The sequence below is a fragment of the uncultured Chitinophaga sp. genome (genome assembly GCF_937898475.1).
Taxonomy (GTDB): Bacteria; Bacteroidota; Bacteroidia; order Chitinophagales; family Chitinophagaceae; genus Chitinophaga.
Genome location: NZ_CALEJS010000012.1, coordinates 1 through 20,781, shown reverse-complemented (window position 1 = coordinate 20,781; position 20,781 = coordinate 1). Strand labels below are relative to the sequence as shown.

Annotated in this window: 14 protein-coding genes; 4 read left to right on the top strand and 10 right to left on the bottom strand. The window is 48.1% G+C overall.

Annotated elements, in window-relative coordinates:
• Positions 1–64 precede the first annotated feature (64 nt).
• Positions 65–823, top strand: a complete 759-nt coding sequence (locus Q0577_RS03480) for a DUF72 domain-containing protein (protein ID WP_298732844.1) — start codon at positions 65–67, stop codon at positions 821–823.
• Here the strand turns inward: Q0577_RS03480 and Q0577_RS03475 are convergent.
• From Q0577_RS03475 to Q0577_RS03465, 3 genes are all read right to left on the bottom strand, one after another.
• Positions 813–2,969, bottom strand: coding sequence for a GH92 family glycosyl hydrolase (locus tag Q0577_RS03475; RefSeq protein WP_298732842.1), 2,157 nt, complete (start codon positions 2,967–2,969; stop codon positions 813–815). The two genes, Q0577_RS03480 and Q0577_RS03475, sit on opposite strands and share 11 nt — an antisense overlap.
• 94 nt (positions 2,970–3,063) lie before the next feature.
• Positions 3,064–3,711, bottom strand: coding sequence for a TIGR00730 family Rossman fold protein (locus Q0577_RS03470; RefSeq protein ID WP_298732840.1), 648 nt, complete (start codon positions 3,709–3,711; stop codon positions 3,064–3,066).
• Between the two features lie 482 nt (positions 3,712–4,193).
• Positions 4,194–6,443, bottom strand: coding sequence for a TonB-dependent receptor (locus tag Q0577_RS03465; RefSeq protein WP_298732838.1), 2,250 nt, complete (start codon positions 6,441–6,443; stop codon positions 4,194–4,196).
• 263 nt (positions 6,444–6,706) lie between these two features.
• Between Q0577_RS03465 and Q0577_RS03460 the strand changes: the two genes are divergently transcribed.
• Positions 6,707–7,801 carry an NAD(P)-dependent alcohol dehydrogenase gene (locus Q0577_RS03460; protein ID WP_298732836.1) on the top strand — a complete coding sequence of 365 codons (1,095 nt, stop codon included), beginning with the start codon at positions 6,707–6,709 and terminating at the stop codon, positions 7,799–7,801.
• 29 nt (positions 7,802–7,830) lie between these two features.
• On the opposite strand, the gene Q0577_RS03455 is transcribed toward Q0577_RS03460, so the two are convergent.
• The 7 genes from Q0577_RS03455 to Q0577_RS03425 form a co-directional block, all read right to left on the bottom strand.
• Complete coding sequence (locus Q0577_RS03455; RefSeq protein WP_298732834.1) at positions 7,831–8,499, bottom strand: hypothetical protein; 669 nt, start codon at positions 8,497–8,499, stop codon at positions 7,831–7,833.
• 211 nt (positions 8,500–8,710) lie between these two features.
• Positions 8,711–9,004: a hypothetical protein gene (locus tag Q0577_RS03450; protein ID WP_298732832.1), complete on the bottom strand. Its 294-nt coding sequence runs from the start codon at positions 9,002–9,004 to the stop codon at positions 8,711–8,713.
• Between the two features lie 403 nt (positions 9,005–9,407).
• A complete protein-coding gene (locus Q0577_RS03445; protein ID WP_298732830.1) occupies positions 9,408–10,274 on the bottom strand; it encodes a pirin-like C-terminal cupin domain-containing protein in 867 nt (288 codons plus the stop codon).
• Between the two features lie 100 nt (positions 10,275–10,374).
• A complete protein-coding gene (locus Q0577_RS03440) occupies positions 10,375–11,484 on the bottom strand; it encodes an alkaline phosphatase family protein (RefSeq protein ID WP_298732828.1) in 1,110 nt (369 codons plus the stop codon).
• Between the two features lie 165 nt (positions 11,485–11,649).
• Entirely contained in the window at positions 11,650–13,071 is a 1,422-nt protein-coding gene (locus Q0577_RS03435; RefSeq protein ID WP_298732826.1) for an alpha-L-fucosidase, read from the bottom strand.
• 87 nt (positions 13,072–13,158) lie between these two features.
• Positions 13,159–14,871 (bottom strand): M1 family metallopeptidase, encoded by a 1,713-nt coding sequence (locus Q0577_RS03430; RefSeq protein WP_298732824.1) that lies wholly within the window; start codon positions 14,869–14,871, stop codon positions 13,159–13,161.
• A gap of 90 nt (positions 14,872–14,961) precedes the next feature.
• Complete coding sequence (locus Q0577_RS03425; RefSeq protein WP_298732822.1) at positions 14,962–17,511, bottom strand: DUF5686 family protein; 2,550 nt, start codon at positions 17,509–17,511, stop codon at positions 14,962–14,964.
• 132 nt (positions 17,512–17,643) lie between these two features.
• Here Q0577_RS03425 and Q0577_RS03420 point away from each other — a divergent pair, with 132 nt between their 5' ends.
• Together Q0577_RS03420 and Q0577_RS03415 are read left to right on the top strand one after the other, a co-directional pair.
• The gene (locus tag Q0577_RS03420) at positions 17,644–18,726 is read left to right on the top strand and encodes a hypothetical protein (protein ID WP_298732821.1); all 1,083 of its coding nucleotides are present in this window, start codon (positions 17,644–17,646) and stop codon (positions 18,724–18,726) included.
• Between the two features lie 677 nt (positions 18,727–19,403).
• A partial coding sequence (locus Q0577_RS03415) for a condensation domain-containing protein (RefSeq protein ID WP_298732819.1) occupies positions 19,404–20,781 on the top strand: 1,378 nt, incomplete at its 3' end.

The window sequence follows — 20,781 nt, the reverse complement described above, 5'->3', positions numbered from 1 at the left end:
ACTTCAAAAGTACATAATACCCCGACATCTGCAAAGATGGCTGAATTTTTGCCCGGCTGGTGGTATGAAAGCTTTACGCCAAGGCATCGTTCGATCGGGCACCAGCGGACTGGTACTGCCGGTTCCCAACAAACAGGCATTTCCGCCGGAGTTTAAGGATAAAAGCCGGCTTAGCTACTATGGATCCTTATTCAACAGCATAGAGATCAACAGTTCCTTTTACAAGGTGCCGCAGGCAACTACCGTGAAGAAGTGGGCAGACAGTGTACCGGATGATTTTGTATTTACCTTTAAGCTGTGGCGCGAGATCACCCATGTAAAAGGGCTGGCCTATCAGCCGGAGGATGTGCTGCGTTTTATGGAGGTGATCAGCCAGGCGGGCACCCAAAAGGGCTGCCTGCTGATACAGTTCCCGCCCTCCTTTACTGTAGAGCTGTTTGCACAGGTAGAGCAGCTGCTGGACATCCTGCAAGGCATTGATCCGCCGCATGAATGGAAGGTAGCGCTCGAATTCCGGCATCCTTCCTGGTATATTGGGGAGGTATATGAGCTGGCGGATGAATATGGGTGCTGCATTGTGCTGCAGGATATTCCCAGGTCGAAGAATGAAAGGCTGAATAAGGACGCAGGCTTTGTATACCTCCGCTTTCATGGGCCTGCCGGCGATTACAAAGGCAGTTATACCAGTGATTATTTACGCCGGCAGGCCGATGCCATTCAACAATGGCTGCATGAAGGGAAAGATGTGTTTGTTTACTTCAATAATACTGCAGGAGATGCGGTGAACAATCTCCTTACGTTAAACCGCTTTCTTACTTTGTAACCATCTCTATGCGACCGCCGTTCTTAAACAGCTCATGTGGTACAAAATAGCCTTTGATCGGCTTTCCGTTCACCTTTATGGCGGTTAATGCCCTTCCTTTACCGGTCTTTGTTAATGTCAGCAGTTTACCGGTGCTGGTTTTCCATTTCACTTCATCGAAGAGCGGTACGGTTACCAGGTACTCCGGATCAGTGGCAGAGAAGGTATAGAGCCCTGCCGCGCTGAACACATACCAGGCAGACATCTCCCCTGCGTCATCCATACCGCAGAGTGCAATACCTTCCTCTCCGATGCCATATAAGGTATTGAGAATAGTATCGATGATACGCTGGGATTTTTCCGGCTTGCCAATGAAATAATAAGCGAACGGCGCTTCATGGTCTGGCTGGTTGCCATGGCAGTACTGCCCGATCATGGTTTCCACGTTGCGGGCTTTGTATTCCGGGTTCCAGGGCAGGGTAAAGAGCGAATCCAGCTTGGATTCAAAGCCCGCATTTCCACCATATAGTTCGATCAGCCCCTTCATATCGTGGGGGGCAAAAAAGGATACCTGCCAGGCATTGGCTTCGCGGTACATATATTCATAATAAGGGTACTGCGGATTGAAGGGCGTTATCCAGCTGCCATCTGCCAGGCGCCCGCGCATAAAGCGGGTGGAGGGATCAAACATGTTCTTATAGTTGCGCGACCGCTCCATAAGGATACAGTAATTAGCCGTGTCCCCCAGTTTTTTAGCAATCTGGGCCACAGAGTAATCGTCATACGAATACTCAAGGGTTTTGGATACACCGGCATTGGCTTTGGTCTCTACATGGGGGTTGGGCACATCCGGATCGGAGATAAAGCCTTTCTCTTTATACTCAGCGATATGCGGGCGTGCGCCGCCGGGTGTGTTCGCATTTTTCAGCAATATTTCGTAGGTACCTTTCACATCAAACTGGTCAATACCTCTGAGGTAAGCGCCTGCAATTGAAGAAGCGCCATGATCACCGTGGAAGAAGGTGGGAATGAACCCTCTCTTATCTCCCACATCCTTCATTGACTTAATAACGTCCAGGGTTACACGGGGAGAGACCAGTCCCAGCAGCACATCTTTATTGCGGTAAGTATCCCAGAGAGATGGCTCCGTGTAGTAGTTGAAATCAGCTTTGACTACATTGCCTCTGGCATCTGTGTATTCACCATTCACATCGCTGCGGAGCGCCGGCCAGAGGAAAGACCGGTAAAGACAGGAGTAGAACATCCGGCGCTGCTTATCGGTACCACCCTTTACCTGGATGGTGGATAAGAGATCCTCCCAGCTACGGTTAGCTGCGTTACGGATGTCGGTAAAAGTTTTACTGCCTATCTCCTTTTCCAGGTTCTGCCTGGCATTGTCGGAGCTGACAAAAGACAGGCCTATTTTCATCTCTACGGGAGTGGCAGGGCCGTTCGCCAAATGTACAATGGCATGTCCGCTGCGCTGGCCCTCTTCCTTTACATCCAGCTTGTCGATATCAGTGTTTAACACCGCGTAGAAATAAATCTTTTCACCGGTTTGCTGATAACCCTGCAGCACCCTGCTGCCTGTCTTTTCAATATGCCAGTTGGATACACGGTTATTGGCGCGGGCAAGGTCGAACAGGATCTGCCTGGAAGTATTGTCTTTGTATTCGTAACGGTGATAACCGCAACGCAGGGTGGATGTAAGGCTGACGTTAACGTTGTAATCGTCGAGATAAACCTGGTAAAAGCCGGGAGATGCGCTTTCCCGCTGATGTGAGAAGCGCGAACCGAATTGCGCTCCGGGATTGGACAACGGTAACACGGGAATGTTACAGAGGTTCCAGTGGCCCTTGTTCGTGTGTGTGAACCCGATAATAACGGAATCCTCGTATTCATAGCCTGCACCGGAGCCGTATTCTGTCATAGGGCTGAGCTGCACCATGGCATTGGGCAATGAGCTGCCGGGGAAGGTTAAACCTGCCCAGGACCTCCATCCTTCCGGCAGCGTGTAGCCTAAGATCTTCGGATCTGTCATCGGAGCGGTGCCGACGAATGTGTTAACATACTGTGTGTAACCAGTGCTGGACTGACCTTTGGCAACAGCAACAGCCAGGCACGACAGTACAAGAAAAGCTGATAACTTTTTGACCTGACGTCTCATGAATGTGGAATGTTTAGCATTAAGCGAAGTTCACAAGTTATAAAAATGCGGGGAGAAATTATAGATAACCGGCAGTTGCCGCTGCTGCGTCAGATCAGGTCTTATCTTTCTCGATCCATTTACCAACAGCGGGTGCAATATAATTGCTCATCTGATCGAGTAAGTTGTCGATGTTATCGCTGACCAATAGCATCTGGCGGTAAACTTCTTTTAAAAAGCCCCGTGCCACCATGGTGTCTGCAAGCGTGATGAGCGGCTCATAGAATCCGTCTACATTGAGCAAGCCGATAGGTTTCTTGTGGAGGCCCAGCTGCGCCCAGGTGAGCATTTCGAAAAGCTCTTCCATGGTACCAAAACCGCCGGGCAGTGCGATCACACCATCGCAAAGCTCGTGCATCCTGGTTTTACGTTCGTGCATGCTTTCTACAAGGATCAATTCTGTGAGGCCTTCGTGCCCGATCTCCTTTGTTCTTAAAAAGTTGGGAAGCACACCGTATACTTTTCCGCCGGCAGACAGCGCAGCATCGGCTACGGCGCCCATGAGACCTACTTTAGCACCGCCATATACAAGTTTGATACCTTGTTGTGCAAGGGTTTGTCCGAGGGCCTTTGCCTGTGATTCGTAGATATGATCATTACCAAAACTGGAGCCGCAAAAAACTGTAATGCTTTTCATGATAATAGCCGGGGAAGTAGAATGTTTAAAAAGCTGGTTTAATGCGGTAAAGATATATCTTTTCATTTTTAAAGTCCGATATCTGCCAGGATCAATTACTTTTGATATTACAAAGGAACGCACTTATTCCAAGAGAACAGATGCGTTCCTCTGGGGGCATTCATCTACCTTGAATGTAATACCGGTTAATTTTATGCCAGGGTCCAGAGCCGCTGTGCATTGTCTGCATTAACAGCCTCCGGCGTCACTCCTTTTGTCGGCTCAAATTTCTCCGGGTTAAAACCCTTCCAAGCGGGCAGCATCAAACGCTTACTAATCTCCCTATCAGATCCCTGTCACCTTCCTGTTGTATCCCTATATTTCACGCAGATATCCCGTATATAACCGGATATTCCTGCCCCCCTTTATAGATACAGATCATTACCGGCGCAGTATCCGTGTTTTATCGCAGGTCACAGCAATCCCAGCGCAATATGATATGAACCTGAATGCTACCTGCACCCGGGATTACTGAAAAAACGCAAATGGCGATGCATCGGTGTATTACATCAAAATAGATAGCTGGCGCTTATCTTCAGAAAGAAAGGCGTCCCGGGTGTAAAATGGATCTCTGATACAGGGGCTGCTTCATGCTGCAGCCGGCTTTCAGTATCAAACTGTGTTTCCTTCCAACGTACGTCAAAGAGGTTCTGCGCTGTAAGCCCCAACTCGTACCTGGGACGTGTAAAATTGATAAAGGCGTCTGTTACAAAATATCCTTTGGCAACAACGGTGTTATCCTCGTTAGCCGGGCGGTTGCCCATATACCGGTATCTCAAACTGCCGCTGATGCCTGGTTTTGTTTTAACAGTCACCCCGCCGGCGCTTGTAATAACTGGTGCAAGCGGCAGGTAATTTTGTCCTTTAGGCTCCTTTACCGCGCGGCCGTTAGCGTAGTTGAGGTCAGCATCCAGGTACAACCAGCTGACAGGCTGGAAACGGGCCGATATATCGAAGCCGGTACGGCGGCTTTTACCGCTGGGCGCTACCACGCCTTCGTCACCCACATACACAAATTCCTGGTCCAGCCATAGATACCACACAGCTGCATTCAGCAAAAGGTCTTTTACCGGCTTCCATACCGTGCCCAGGTCTGTACCGTAGGCAGCCGGCAATACCTGGAGCCCGTTTTGCGGCACCACCACCCGGGTATCATTGGAGTGGAAGCCCTTACCCGTTGTGAGATAAAATTGTGTGCGGTTGTTGAGGTGATAATAGAAATTAAGCTTGGGACTCAGTATTCCTGCATTGGCTTTGCCGATAGTGTCATTACGAAGCCGGTCTGTATATTGATCAAAAAAGTGGTCATAGCGCAGGCCGGTGCTCATCGTAAACCGCTCCGTAAACTGGAAAGCTTCACTGATATAAGCGGCCAGGTTGGATTCGGAGATATCACCCAGCTGTATTGCGTCGGTAATGTTGGTCCGGTCTTTTGTACGGGACAGCTCGGAGCCCTGTGTTCTGTCCAGCCGCAGGTTTGTCCCCACCTCAGAACGCAGGCGGATATTACCCAGGAAGCTGATCTTTGTATAACTGCCGTTGTACCCGAACATATTCCGGTGCTCGCGTTGCCTGATCTGGTCGCCGTTTACCGGGTCCTCTTTGAAAAAAGTAAAATTGGAATACAGCTCAAAATTGTAGCGGCTAAAGTACAGCTGATTCTTTAATACATCCCCGTTAGAAAATGAGGTGGTCAGTGCAGCATTTACATTGGTGCGGGATGTTATCCCTCCCTCATTGGGATCTATAGCACCAAACCATCCAATTAACCCGCTTTCAACGGCGCGGTCAGGTATCTGGCCCGAGGCATTCCATTTACTGTAAAAGGTAGCCGCAGTAAAGGTCAGTATATTACTTTCATTCAGCTTGCCATGGTATTTACCAAACAGGTTGAAACGGTTAAAGTTCTGCGGATGATCAAAATAGCCGCCGGTATACATATATTCTGTGGCAATGAAAGCGGATTGTTGCTTTTGTTTTGCCCTCTCTCCCAGCAGGTTTACCATCCCCAGACCCCGGAATGTATTGAACATACCCCCTTCCAGCTTAGCAAGGTTATCAGGCAATACATTTAAAGTCCTGAAGTCAACATAACCGGAGGTAGCAAAATTGCCTTTTTCGGGGTAATAGGCGCCTTTCCTGAAGGCTACGTTCTCTATTAGCTCAGGTATCAGGAAATGAAGGTCTGCATATCCCTGGCCATGCGCGTGAGAAACCATATTAACCGGCATACCGTCTGCCATGATATTGATATCGGTTCCATGATCCAGGTCAAAGCCGCGCAGGAAAAGCTGCTCTGCTTTACCGCCGCCGGCGTGCTGGCCAATAAACAGCCCCGGCACCATGCGCAGTACTTCCTGCGAATTGTTGATACCCCGCATTTTTATATCCAGCGTGCTGACAGGCCTGAACTGATCTGCCGGATTGCCGGAAACAGTGACTTCGCTCAGCTCTATATTTTTAGGGATCAATGCTATCGCAGCCGGTTGCTGCTTCAGGGCAGGGAGCTTTACCGTCTGGGCCTCATATCCTATGGCAGTAACCCGTAGTTCCTGCTGACCGGCGGTGGTAGTTTTAAAGTAGAATCTGCCCTGGTCGTTAGAAACGGTGGTTTGGTTAGCGGGCATTAGTATAAGGGTTGCCCCTTCCAGCGGAAATTTTGTATTGGCGTCTGTAACCAGTCCCGAAAAGGAGCTGGATTGGGAGAAGAGCGCGTTTGCAAAAAGTAAAGACACGATGCACAGTAACAATTTCCTCATGCTGGCTGGATTGATCAGGCCGCAAATATAAAAAAGATCCGGGACGGATGATTACTGTGAAAGCGCAGACCACTTTGTTACAAGCTACCAGTGTGGATATAGATTTCCCTCTTTTTATAGTAACTTAGGGATGTTCATCCGGATCGGGAAACACGTAATCATCAATACATACCTGTTTGTTCCAGCTGCAGGCTGGTTTACCGGCCAGGCAGCATAAGTTCGACTAACCGTCCACAATTTTGTAAAGCACTAAACTAAAAATTATGGAAGCTATCAGAACATCAGCGGAAGGTGGCACCGCCATGAAAACAAAAGATGTCAAAGCCTTCGGTACCGAAGCAGCAGAAGCTGCTTTGCAGCAACTGAACATCCGGCGCAGGTATCCTACACCACATGACGTGGAGATCGATATCCTGTACTGCGGTGTTTGTCATTCTGACCTGCACACGGCCAGAAATGAATGGCATGGCACCATTTATCCCTGTGTGCCGGGTCATGAGATCGTTGGTAAGATTGTAAGCGTTGGAGAGCATGTTAAGAAGTTCAAGGTGGGCGACCTTGCTGCAGTAGGCTGCCTGGTAGATAGCTGCCGTGAATGCCAGTATTGTAAAGATGGACTGGAGCAATACTGCGAGGTGGCCAATGTGCAGACCTACAACTCGCCCGATAAATACCTGGGTAGCCAAACCTATGGCGGGTACTCCGAGAGCATTGTGGTACATGAAGATTTCGTACTGCGTGTACCTGAGAACCTTGACCTGGCGGCCACCGCCCCGTTACTGTGCGCTGGCATCACCACCTATTCGCCGCTAAAGCATTGGAACGTAGGCCCCGGACAAAAAGTGGGAATTGTAGGCCTCGGTGGTTTGGGACACATGGGCGTTAAACTGGCAAAAGCCATGGGCGCCGAAGTGATCGTATTCACCACTTCCTCATCGAAGATAGAAGATGCCAAACGCCTGGGCGCTGATGATGTGGTATTATCCAAAGACCGCGATCAAATGCGCCGGTATGCTGGCAAGCTGCATTTTGTGCTGGATGCGGTATCCGCTGAACACGACATCAACCTTTATCTGAACCAGCTGCGTGTAGACGGTGCACTGGCCTTGGTGGGCGCACCTGAACATCCGCTTCCTGTTGCGGCATTCAGTCTCATACCTTATCGCAGAACCTTTGCCGGCTCCATGATCGGCGGCCTGCCGGAAACGCAGGAAATGCTGGACTTCTGCGGCAAGCATAATATTGTATCAGATATTGAGATGATCAGCATTCAACAGATCAATGAAGCCTATGAACGCCTGCTGAAAGGTGATGTGAAATACAGGTTTGTGATTGATATGGCATCGCTGAAGAAATAGGATCATCCTGGCAACGGTAATAACTGATATTATTTACCGGGAACCGGTGCGACAACCCGTTCCTTCATTTTGATATTCCAATACGCAATGTAACCCGTACCGATGATGGTTGGCAGGGTCCAGGCAATCAGCGTCTGCATGTGGAGCCCTGCCACCATAAAGGCTGTTATAGAGGCTATCAGGGCAGCAACCATTCTACCCAGATGACTTTTGAGCCAGGCGTTTTTACGTTCTCTGAAGGTCCTGAAAGTGCGAAAATCATTTAAGGCCATGTACAGGCCAAAAGCACCAAAGAAAATAAACAGCAGTTCATTGCCGCCTGTATGGCGAACCTTTTGTACAATACCGATGATCAGCATCAGTACAGAGGCAAGGAGCATAACACCCGATATCGTTTTATCGGTCATATCTGCATTGCTTTTCGTGCCGGACCTTAAGGTCAGCGCGCGGTTGCCCGCCAGAACCAGGTATACCGTGAATACGCCGATTAAAAACAGGAAGAGATTTTCATGGCCGGGCATCCGTGCTACTACCAGCGATACCAGGGAACTGATGATCATCGCATAATAAAAAACCTTACCGCTCCGTTTATGCGGGAGGCTTCCTTTCTTTAAGGTAATGGCTGCAATGCCGCTAATGAGGCCTATGCCGCCAAATAATGCATGCACGTAAATCAAGGTCAGGGCGAGATTTTCCACGTCTATAGGGTTTGAGGAAAAAAGCTATAAATGATTAAAATAATAAACCGGCTCTGAATGCAGAGTTCTCGAAAGATAATATCTTTAGCAGAGAATTTAAAATAAACCTTGCCCCAGCCTATGAGCCAATTCGAGCCGTTCGACTTCTATCTGCTGAGAATGCCGGTTTTGCCCTATAACCAGGTAACAGACCGCCTCAGGCACTACAGCATTAACAGACCATATACCATTTCTCGATGAAAATATCCTGCGGCAGACAGTATTCTTTCCCAACACAAGCATGTATAGAACCGGGCAGACGTACAGGTATTATGAATACCGGATAAGCGAAGGAAAGCGATCGTATAACCCCAGCTTCAACAATGAACCTCATCAGCCGGGCTTCATAGCAGTCGTTCTTTATCACAATTGATTTGCCGATACATTCACCATACTGCCGGATGTATTTGCCTTTCAGTATTAAACCGGAAGCTTCCTTTGCCATCATGGCATAACAAAAAGCCATGATTATATTGTCGATTTTGATTGTGTCCTAAAATTCCGGTGAAACGCTACCCTGTAAAATTTTTTTCGACAAGATGACCGTATCTACACCACCAAATTCTATTTTCAAAAGATCTTGTTTCATCTGCCAGAAAGATCCGTACTGTGGTGATTGTTATTTTTTTACTTGTTGATCATTCCTGCTTTGATGACTCAAAACTCGTATAAAGGGATTGCTGTAAAAACTCTTTTAGACGAAAGTGAAGCTTTAACCCAACGAAATACAATTCCGTTTAGACATGGCGGTAATAAGGGGAGCGAAGAAATATAAAAAAGCCGCCCTGATGGAGATCAGAGCGGCTGTTGTTTTTAACCTACAACTGTTACACAGTCTATAAAGTGTATTACTATTGACAATTCCTGAACTACCAGGTGATTCGTTGTGCTTCGGGCACGGATAAGATGTGCTGCATTTTACCGCGCCGGTATTCCGCATACAAACGGTTGATATCTTCCGCCGTATCGGCAACAAAAGGACCGTGCAGCACTACCTCACTGGCTGTTGGCTTACCGGCATACAATACCATGCGCGCGCCCGCATCGCCGGCTGTGATGGTCAATTCACTCTGGCTGTCGTCTTTAAACAGATCCAGCCAGCCTACCTGGTCCTGGTTTAAGGGTTGCTGGTCCTCTCCTGCTTTTATGCTGCCATTTATTACGTATAGAAAAGTATTAAAGCTGGCAGGTATGTCCAGCGTAGTAGTTGCCCCGGCCTGTAAGGTGATCTCTGCCACTATCAGCGGCGTATAGGTATGTACAGGAGAAGCTGCCCCTTTCAGCGCACCGCTGTACAAGCGTATGTTTACGCCTTCATCTGCAATAACCGGTACATGTGCAGCAGGTAAACGCTGCAGGCGTGGCAATGCGTGCCGGTCTTTCTTAGGAGGGCTCATCCACATTTGCAGCAGGCGCAATTTGGTTTTCTCTGCAATGGTCTCTGTATGCACCACACCGCTGCCTGCCATCATGATCTCAAAATCCCCTTTCTTTAAATGATGTTCCGGCTCGCCCAGCTCACCTTCCAAATACAGGGAGCCAATCTCTACGCCGGCGTGCGGATGAGGACCGCCAACCGGTATATCATCCTGTTTATCCAGCATATCGTCCATCAGTATAATAAAGGGATCGCTCTCGGGAAAGGGAAGCTGCACCACTGCACGGGCAATATGACCGGCGCCCAGGAATCCCGGCTGATCGGGGGGAGTATATATTTTTGCCAATTTCCTTTTCATCGTCCTTGTCTCCTTTTTATTATGCAAAAATACCCCTATGATCAACAGGACCGTGCGTAGTATACAAAAGGTAAGCGCTTACGTTGAGGTAAGTGCTGCTTTACTGGGCAGTACCGTTAAGCGACGCCTGCAGAAGTTCCCTGCTCTTTAGCTGTATCGGCGGCGCTACCGCATGCTCCGCCTCGAACTCCTCTCCCAACAGCATAGAAATAGTGGAAGCGATCTGCTGCTGCCAGATCTTCTGCTCTTCTTTGATCTCTCCGCCGGGATATATATCCGGGCCTATGATGGCCAGCCATATTTCGCCGGAGCCTTTAGCCCAGAAGCCGTGGGTTTGCCATGCGGCGGGGTTCTTTCCCCTGCCATGATCTGTAGTGATGATAAAAGTGGTATTGTCTTTATAGAAGGGATCAGTTTGTACATAGTACCAGAGCGCGCCGATCATCCGGTCTACATCGGCAGCCTTCTGCAGGTACAGGTCGTAACGGCCATCATGGGCACATTCATCGGTTTCGCCAAAGCCGAGGTAAACTACTTTGGGATGATTGCGCTGGATGTACTCCTGCGCGCTCAGCCAGGTGAGCATATCATAACGGGTGTTGCCCCTGTCAGTGATATAGGTTTGCACCCGGTTGATCAGGGCGGCGGTATCGCCGCTGTTTTCCAGTGGTTCATAGCCTGCATTGACATCAAAACTGCCGGAGCGCTCATTCAGTATATAAGGAAATACATTCCAGGAACTGAAAGCCACTACCTTGCCCTGGTAGTCCTTTTGCTGGTTGAGGAACTGCAGTACGTTGGTATTCTTATTCACTACCGGCAGGTTGCCCACAAAGCGGTTACCGGTAAACCCGGTCAGCATCTCGCTGTAGCCGGGATAGGATATTTTGTAGAAGTTCCGCACATTTACCTTATTGTTCCAGCGTCGGTTGCCATAGAGGCAACCCTGCTTTGCGATCACATTCCAGAAAAAAGGCATAAGCTTTTCCCGCCTGATCTCAGCAGAGTCATCCCAATAAAGCTGCCGGATCATGGCGGTATCCTTTACAAATTCAGGCCTGAGCAGTGCGGCATCTGCACCGTTGAAAACCTCCTGCCAGCGGAAGCCATCCGTGGTGATGATAAAGATATTTCTCTTCTTGTCGTAGGCTGGCTGAGCAGTGGCAGCCAGAGAAAGGAACAAGGCAATAACCCAAAGCCGGTATCTCATCAGAACATCGTTTTTCAAATCAACACACAAACTATGATCCAGATATTAACAGGCGGTTAAATTATTATAAAGTTAAGGGTTATTATAAAAGAAGAGAAAGATATCAGCGGGCGGGCGCCTGTCGCTTTATAAGTACAGACGCCCTGTCTGCCCGTCAATTTCAGGTTATATAGTAGTATCTATCTTAAAACCGGCAATGTATTGCAGGCCTGATTGCTTTTGCAGGTTGGCGGGCACCTTGATAGTCAGTACGCCGTTCTCAAAGTGCCACTTCAGCTTTTCCGGTCTTCCCATCAATGCTACCTTGCTGATCTTCCTGGCTTCTATTACCCGGAAAGAGATCTCTGAAGGGAGCAGCACTTTGTCATTCTCCGCAATGTACCAGGCATAAAGGTGTTGGCCATCTTTAGACTTCGTGAAGTAGATATTATTCTCTGAATAAGGAGCCACAGGCTGGGAGGCGTGAATGCCTTCGCCGTTAATGTTCATCCAGTTACCGATGTCTTTCAGCCGCTCGTAGGCTTCAGGCGACCAATCCCCTTTATCGCTGGGGCCAATGTTCAGCAGGTAGTTACCGCCCCTGGAAACGATCTTTACCAGGTTGGAGAGCAATACTTTGGACGGCTTCATTCTATCAGCAGGCGTATAACTCCAGGAGTCTCCCATGCTCATACAGGTTTCCCAGGGATAGGGCAATGGCTTATCGGGAATAGACTGTTCGGGTGTGGTGTAATTCTCAAATTCACCGGGAACGGTTCGGTCAACGATGATCAGTCCGGGTTGGTGGCTGCGTGCCATTTTGGCGATGCCAGGCATATCAATGCTTTGACGGCCACCGGGCCTTACCCAGCCGCCATCCAGCCAGAGAATATCTACACCGCCATAGCCGGTCATCAATTCTTCGATCTGGTTGTAGGTGAACTCATTGAATTTTTTCCAGCGCTCCGGATACTTTTTAATATCATAGTTCACATGCCGGTCTTTCGGTGGATAGTAAGACCACCAGAAATACTGGCTGTGCCAATCCGGCTTGGAAAAATAAGCGCCGATCATGAAGCTGTCCTTACGGAAAGCGTCGAAGATCTCTTTCGTTACATTGGCGCGTGGATTTTTGGAGAACGGTGTATTGGGACTGGTGATCTTGTAATCTGTTTGTTTGGTATCGAACATACAAAATCCATCGTGATGCTTGGTAGTGAATACCACATAGCGCATACCGGCTGCTTTGGCGGCTTTCACCCATTTTTCCGGGTTGAAGTTTACCGGGTTGAAGGTATGCTGCAGATCTTCATATGCTTTTTTGTAACCAAAAAAATCTGCACTGTACGGACCTTTACGCACTACCCAATCGTCCGGGCAGATACTCCAGCTTTCCACCTCGCCCCATTGGGTGTAGGTGCCCCAGTGCATAAATAAGCCAAACTTCTGATCCTGCCAGTGTTCCAGCTTCTTAATGACCAGCGGATCTTTAGGCGCCTGGTAATCTGATGACGTTTCGTGTACCCCCTCGTTTGCCTGCGCCGCCACATATTTTTCGGGCAGCAGCAGGGCCAGTAACACCAGCCCTGAGGCCAAGACATTTTTCATAGATATAAACCGATTGTTTTTAAACGCAATAATTCCGGAAAGATCCCGGAATTATTGCTTAAAAACTGAATAAATTTTACCTTATTCTTATAGCTGGTTAACAAGGGCGGTAGTTACGTAGTACATTTTGACGATGGCCGAGGTATCAAACAAAGGCGCTTCATTGGCTTTGAGGGTCAGCTGCTGCCATTGCTCCGTAGGAACGATCTTTACTTTCGCTTTGTCGTTCTGCAACACCAGGGGCATGTCAAAACCCTTTACACAATTGGACCAGCGGTAGGACACCTTTGTTTTGTTCTTATCCCAACGCAGCTGCAGCTGCGGGATCCGGGTGGTACGCAGATACTGGTCAAATACCTTGCTGTAGTTATGTTTTGTTTTTTCAGAAATATAATCCTCTACCTGGCGGCTGGTGACCGTCTGGTGATAGAAGTCTTTATTCAGTCCGCGGAGGATCTGACGGAACAGTTCATCATTATCCAGTCCGTGGCGGATGGCATGCAGCATATTGGAAGCTTTAGGATACATGTCGCCGCTGCCCTGGTCATTTACATCATAATGGGCAATAATGGGACGGTCGTTGCGGATGCCCCTGCGGATACCGGCGTTATAGGCATCGGCGGCATCTTTACCGAAGATGTAGTCTATAAAGAGCGTTTCACTGTAATTGGTGAAACCTTCGTGCACGTACATGTCTGCCAGGTCTTTGGTAGTGATATTATTACCAAACCATTCGTGGCCGCTTTCATGGATAATGATAAAATCCCATTTCATGCCCCAGCCGGTGCCTGAGCCATCGCGGCCGCGGTAGCCAAAAGCGTAGCCATTACCGTAAGAAACAGCGCTCTGGTGCTCCATACCGGAGTGCGAGGTTTCTATCAGCTGGTAACCATCTTCATAAAATGGATATGGGCCAAACCAGTGCTCGAGGCTTTCGAGCATATTGTGCACCTGTGGCGGCATATAGCCTTTTGCGCGCTGCAGGTTATAGTCCAGCACCCAGTAGTTAAGGTCCAGCGGACCTTTTTCACCATTATACTTTTCGCTGAAGTTTACATATTTACCGATGTACGGAATGATGCAGTAAGTGCTGATGGGATTCGCCACCGCCCATTTGTAGGTGGCGCTGCCATCGCCGTTAACTTTTTTTGACTGCAGGCGGCCGTTGGCAACAGCTACCAGCGTATCAGGAACAGTAATGGTGAGTGAAGCGCCATTATCCGGCTCATCGCTCTGGTGATCTTTACAAGGGTACCATACAGAAGCGCCACCGCCCTGACAGGTAACGGTCATCCAGGGACGTCCGAGGGAATCCTGGGTGAAGGTCCAGCCGGCAGACCATGGCGGACGGGTAGATTCTTTAACCTGGCCGTGGTAGAAAACCGTCACCTGGCCGTCGCTGGCTTTTTGCTGATCAGGCACTTTCACATGCCAGGCATTGCCCTCTTTGGTAAAGCTCAGCTGAGCGGAGCTGTTGTACAGCACACTGTCTATGATAAGCGGTTCCTGCAGATCGATCTGCATTTGCTGCCCTTTGTTATCGCTCACCACCTTGTAGGTAATGGTGCTGGAGCCGCTGATGGTTTTACTGATATAATCCGGTTTTACCGCAATATCGTAACGTAGAATGTCCCACCAGGCGCGTTCAGGCGTAATGCTGCCCCGGAGGGTATCGGCATGGGTAAAAGTTTTGTTTACCGGGCCCTGTGCCTTGCAGGTGCTGATGATGAACAGGCAGCCTAAAGCGCAGCAGAGCTGTTTTAAATGGAGGTTTCTGATAACTGACGTGAAGTTTTGCATAAGAGCTAACTTAGGTATTAATCTTTATCCGTGCTTAGCAGCATTTGCCGGATAATTTACGAAAATTAACCTTCGCAAAACGGGCCTTGCCTACAGTTCAAAACGCAGATCCCAGCGGATACCCCAGGAACGGATACCAGGGTGATCGAGATAAGTAAAGCGTTTGATTATATCTATGCGCAGTATTTTAAAGATATTGGTAATACCCGCACCTGCTTCAAAATAGGGCCCGTCGTTCAGCGTATAGGTAGACAGGCGATTCTCGGTAAGCGGAAACTGAAACACATTGCCGTTGCCCGGTCTGTTTTCCTCCCGCAGACCGCCATAGAGCAATCTGCCGGTGACCACCTCGCGCCATTTCAGTTTCTTCAGCAGCGGGATGCGGTCAAAGAAAAAGCCTTTAAAGGCGTGGTTGATGCTGATGCCTGCATAATGATCGGATACAAATTCAAAACTGTTCATGAGGTTATAGCCTCTCCTGGAATAGCCCAGGCTCTGGTTGCCCTGGTGGATCACCAGCAGGGGCCAGGGCAGCCTTCCTAAAATACCGCCTGCTTCCAGCCTGATATCCGTATGGCCGAAAGGCGCCCAATAAGCCCTTTTTGTGATCTCCAGGTCTACGCGGTCATAACCAAAATCGCTGGCGGCAGTTTTAAAGCCGTGGGTGTAGCTCAGCGAAAATACCGGGTAGCGGTTGCGGATGGCAAAACGGTAACCGTTGTTCTGGTAAAATTGTTCATGCGGCGCCCAGCGGAACACGGCAAACACCTCGTTGGTGGTAAGGGATCTGACAGTATCCTGTACCGTATTGTTGTTCTTCACAAATGCGAGGCTGCCGGCAGGCCGTTGTTCCCGGTATTTAAAGCCCAGGTTGAGGCCTATGTGGTTGGCAAATTCGTAAGTGTACTCTCCCCGGAAAATATTGTTGTAAAGGTAACGGGTGGCTGAACCGGTGCTGAAAGACAGCAGGGGATTATCGTCTACATAGTCATCGCCCGCACCAGGAACATTGGTATCGTGGCGATAGCTGAATTCTACAAAATGCATCGGGTATTTGTAGATAGAGCGGTTGTTCAGGGAGTAGGCCACACTGCCGTAATATTTGAATTGCTTATCACGCAGGCCATAGGCCAGGTATCCATCCAGGAAGTAACGGGTACTGAAATTGGTGTTGGTACGACCGCCCAGGCGGGGCTTCCAGCCTTCTATGGGGTTATAAGCCACGAAGGCGTATGCGGGGCCAATGTCTACTGGTCCGGCCGCTTTATACCCTGTAGACCAGAACCGGATCAGGTCGGTATACAGGATATAGGATTTCATGTTGTGCAGGCTGTCAATATTGTAGTAGGTACGGGCTTCCGCATCGGAAAGGGTGTTCATCCGGTAGGCAGTAAAGAAGCTATCGGGCTTATAAAGCGGAATGTATTCGCGGGTATAGTCCTTTTTGAACACGCTATCGGGAAACTGCTGCCCGCTGGTAAAATCACTGAACAATACCAATCGTTCTCCGTACATGCCTGCCGTGCCTTTGGTTAACCCAAAATCGGTAACTACGTCAGAATAGCTTAAGTGATATTTATGGGTGAGGGTATCTTCCTCAAAATCCTGGATCACGGAGAAACTACGCACCACGCCCAGGTTCATGTCTTTGTTGGTGTGCAGGTCCAGCTTGCGTACGGCATAACGCCCGTCCAGGGTAATATAGAGTGTTCCTGTAAAAACCAGGGCGTTGTTATTACGTGGGTTGATGGAAAGCCTGACGAGCGGCGTGCCGTTCTCCACCAGCGTGTCTTCAATGAAATACTGGTAAAAAGCGGGTGCGGCATCTGCAATGGGACTGATAAACTGGCGGGTGAAGGCCACGATCAGATTATCGTAGATGTTAATGTTCTCATATAGGCGGTTCAGGATGGCGCTGACGCCATGGGTGTCGATGTACTCGCCGTAGTCCACCTTCTTCTGCCCTTCTATAACCTGGTTCTTTTTTTCGGGCTCCCGCTGGAAGTAGTTCTGGCTGACGGTTTCTTCGATGTAAAGGGGTATGAGTTCCTTTCCCTTTACCTTGAGGGAGTCTTTATTTTCAAAAACGAACCGGAACTGCCGCATGAGCCTGTTTTTGGTGGCCCAGTCGGGGAACCCGTCCAGGTACATACACAGTTTTTCGTACTGCCGGTAGCTGGCAGAGGAATAGGCGCCGATGTCGTTCTCTTTTTTGTGAGCGATGACCTTCCTGATCAGTTCTACCGCCGGGTTGTTCTTATTGCTGTAATGGCGCCGCTTACTGTTAACCACCACGGTGGCCAGGTGTCTTTCCCTCCGGGGAAGGAAGATATTGACCTCCTGCAGGTAAGATTTCCCCAGCACGTGTTTCCGGGTAAAGAATCCATCGGCAGAAAACTGCAGGATGTTACCACCCGTAATGCGGAGGGAATACCGTCCATCGGGCCCTGTGCGGGTTGAAAAGCGGGTATTTTCTGCGATGACGTGCACATTGGGAACCGGCGTTTTTGTAGCCGAATCTACCACTACACCATGCACGTTTACAGACTGGGCTTTCAAACAAGGGCCAGGCCATACTATCAGCAATAATGCCGCACATATAACAGTGTAGTTAAATATCTTACTCCATTTACTTCGCATCCTTGCTTAAATAACGGGAATTTAGATTACATATTCACTAAACGGTTAAATAAGTTTTAAAAAAATAGTTAGCGGTACTGGTATTATTTTTTCATCACCCCTGATGGAAATATGAAACAATTTAATATATTTATGCGTAAATTTTTTAATACATTGCGCGCCAACTATTCGAATGCACCCAAGGTGCCCCTTGCCTTAGCCATATCTTTTGCTTCTTATGTATTACTGGGATCCGGATGCGGAACAACTTTCGGGGATACAAAGAACACCATATCTGCAGCCGGCCTGCCTGTTGCAGACAGCAGTATTAATAAAACAACACCTGCAACACCACCGTTGGATTCTACCCTTTATAACCAGAAATGGCAACAGATCCTTGGCGGTGATTCCCTATTCAATGCAAAGGTGAAAAACGTGTACCCTTTACCGGGCGCTGTTCTTCCTTTCAAGCGCATTGTGGCCTACTATGGAAATTTTTACTCAAAACGTATGGGCATACTTGGGGAATTACCCGAAGAGGAAATGCTGGCCAAACTGAAAGGTGAAGTAGCTGCCTGGGAAAAGGCTGACACTACCATGAGCGTTGTTCCTGCGATCCACTATATTGCCGTAACAGCGCAGGGAAGCCCGGGTAAAGACCGCAAATACCGCCTGCGCATGCCTTTTGGCCAGATAGATAAGGCGCTGGAAACAGCAAAAAAAATAGATGCACTGGTATTCATTGACATACAGGTAGGCTTAAGCAACCTGCAGGCAGAAATACCCCTGCTGGAAAAATACCTGCGCATGCCGAATGTGCACCTGGGCATTGACCCTGAATTCTCCATGAAGGACAGCAGTCTGCCGGGCAAGAAGATAGGCACCTTTGATGCCGCAGATATTAATTACGCCGCCGAATACCTGGCAAAGCTGGTAAAGGAAAGTAATATTCCGCCCAAGATCCTGATCGTGCACCGCTTTACCCAGGGTATGGTGACCAACTACAGTAAGATTGCGCTGCGCCCCGAGGTACAGATCGTGATGGACATGGACGGATGGGGCGGCGTTCCGCATAAAGTAACCACCTACCAACTTTTTATAAAAAGAGAACCAGTGCAATTTGCCGGTTTCAAGCTCTTCTATAAAAACGACTTTCGTCAGCCAGGCAGCCGGATCATGACACCGGAAGAAGTGCTGGCGCTGAAGCCGCAACCGGTGTACATACAATACCAGTAGTACTACAATAGATAATTAAAACATAAAAGCGGCAGCATATACAATGCGCCGCTTTTTTATGCGTACATGAAAAAATCTCCATCATAACGCTTTCTCACAAATTCTATTTCAAATTTGGTTTTTTAGCAAAAAGTTGTATTTTTATCATACCCGAAGCGTTAATATCAGATAGCCATTAACAGAAGATATCAATGTAGCAATGCATTGTTAATATTCAACCACCAAACTACGGTCATTATCTATTTGAATCTAAACCCTTAAATCAGAACCCATAAAAAACGAACCCTTATGTTAACAAAAATCCTATTCAGGCATTCATTTTTCCAGCTATTATTATTCACTAAATAAATCCAGATTTCACGTTTTACTTTTCCGCTGTGCCTAACTTGATAGAGTTATAAGTTCAGGCCTATTGAATATAGGCGGTACGCGGAACCTGAGAGCAACAATTATCAAAAAATAAGAAATTAATTATCTATTGGTGTTTTGATACAGAGACGGATTTAACCGGTATTTCCGTTTCTGATCCTCAAAATAATTGTACCCTTTCCATATTTGCTTTGCATGTTTTGCGGCCATGGCCATGGCACATAACAACCCTATTTCGTAACTGAATGTCTTTCACCACTACATGGTAAAGGGAGGGATTCATTTACGCCGTCAAACTAATGCCACAAATGAAAAACTTAGCGAGTGTCCAGAGAACAATTTGGCTGACCCAAAATATATATGCAGATTCGTCCCTGTACAATATCGGTGGATATGCCCTCATTCAGGGACAATTAAATGTATCAGTTCTGATCAGGGCGATCAAAACCGTATTGAATGATGCAGATGTAATAAGCGTTGGATACTACGCCTTTAATGAGCTGCCGCTGGAGAGCAATATGGCATTTATCAAATATGATATTGCATCTGTTGATCTATCAGAAAGTACGGATCCCTCGAACGCTGTACAGGACTGGATGCAGCAAGACATGCGCGAGCCCTTCACAGTAAGTGCCAACCTGCTTAAGATCAGGATCATTAAATGCCAAAACAATGACTACTACTGGTATACAAAAGCGCATCATCTCATCTTTGACGGGTATTCAATGTCTTTGTTCTTTCGCAACGTTTCTTCATTATATGCCGCTTTTTCTGACAACACCGGAAATACCGCAGCACTGGAACAATATCCATACGCATCCTTTATCTTGGAAGATCAGGAGTACAGGTCATCTGACCGCTATGCCGCCGACAGATCGTACTGGATCAACCGGCTAAGGAATAGCGGAACGGCAACAGCGTTCCGGTCATGTGCACCCACTACTTCTTCCCGCTCACTCACCTCTGCACGGAAAGAACTGACCATAAAAAAAGAAATTTACAGGCAGATAGAACAATACTGTGAACAATATAATTGTACTGCTTTCCATTATTTCATAGCTGTCATCTTTGTCCTGAACAGCTGTTATGGCAATCCGGTACCAGTTATAGGTTTGCCGGTTTTCAACCGCTATAATAAACAGCTGAAAAGGACCATCGGCACTTGTGTGAATATACTTCCCTTTTCACTCTCCCAGCCCGGAAATGTAAGCTTTCGCGAATTGCTCATTCAGATAAAGGACGAACTGAAAGCGTGCTACAGGCATCAGCGGTTCCCGCTGTATGATATACTCGAAGCACTTAACACGGAAGGCAATATCTATAACATCACGTTTTCCTTCCAAAAGAATACGTATGAGGCAGGCCCCGGTGGACTAAGCTCATTCATTAAATATATCCACAGCGGCGAACAGGAGGAAGATCTTGCTTTCCACCTGTTGGCTTATGCAGAGGAAGAGGATCTGACTTTGTCGCTAGACTACCGGCAAGACCTTTACCCCGAACACGTGATCAATAATCTGCTCAGGCATTTTGACACCTTGCTGCATATGCTACTGCTGCCGTCCTCTCAACCGGTTTACACCATCGATATTCTTAGCACTGCAGAGAAAGAACAACTACTAAACACTTTCAATGCCACACACAGATCGCTGCCTCAGGGAAAAACAATTCTTGATCTGTTTGAAG

What these genes read in the sequence shown, in the direction of transcription:
- Q0577_RS03480 (WP_298732844.1), top strand. Translation starts at nt 65, where the DNA reads ATGAAAGCTTTACGCCAAGGCATCGTTCGATCGGGCACCAGCGGACTG.
- Q0577_RS03475 (WP_298732842.1), bottom strand. Translation starts at nt 2,969, where the DNA reads ATGAGACGTCAGGTCAAAAAGTTATCAGCTTTTCTTGTACTGTCGTGC.
- Q0577_RS03470 (WP_298732840.1), bottom strand. Translation starts at nt 3,711, where the DNA reads ATGAAAAGATATATCTTTACCGCATTAAACCAGCTTTTTAAACATTCT.
- Q0577_RS03465 (WP_298732838.1), bottom strand. Translation starts at nt 6,443, where the DNA reads ATGAGGAAATTGTTACTGTGCATCGTGTCTTTACTTTTTGCAAACGCG.
- Q0577_RS03460 (WP_298732836.1), top strand. Translation starts at nt 6,707, where the DNA reads ATGGAAGCTATCAGAACATCAGCGGAAGGTGGCACCGCCATGAAAACA.
- Q0577_RS03450 (WP_298732832.1), bottom strand. Translation starts at nt 9,004, where the DNA reads ATGGCTTTTTGTTATGCCATGATGGCAAAGGAAGCTTCCGGTTTAATA.
- Q0577_RS03445 (WP_298732830.1), bottom strand. Translation starts at nt 10,274, where the DNA reads ATGAAAAGGAAATTGGCAAAAATATATACTCCCCCCGATCAGCCGGGA.
- Q0577_RS03440 (WP_298732828.1), bottom strand. Translation starts at nt 11,484, where the DNA reads ATGAGATACCGGCTTTGGGTTATTGCCTTGTTCCTTTCTCTGGCTGCC.
- Q0577_RS03435 (WP_298732826.1), bottom strand. Translation starts at nt 13,071, where the DNA reads ATGAAAAATGTCTTGGCCTCAGGGCTGGTGTTACTGGCCCTGCTGCTG.
- Q0577_RS03430 (WP_298732824.1), bottom strand. Translation starts at nt 14,871, where the DNA reads ATGCAAAACTTCACGTCAGTTATCAGAAACCTCCATTTAAAACAGCTC.
- Q0577_RS03425 (WP_298732822.1), bottom strand. Translation starts at nt 17,511, where the DNA reads ATGCGAAGTAAATGGAGTAAGATATTTAACTACACTGTTATATGTGCG.
- Q0577_RS03420 (WP_298732821.1), top strand. Translation starts at nt 17,644, where the DNA reads ATGCGTAAATTTTTTAATACATTGCGCGCCAACTATTCGAATGCACCC.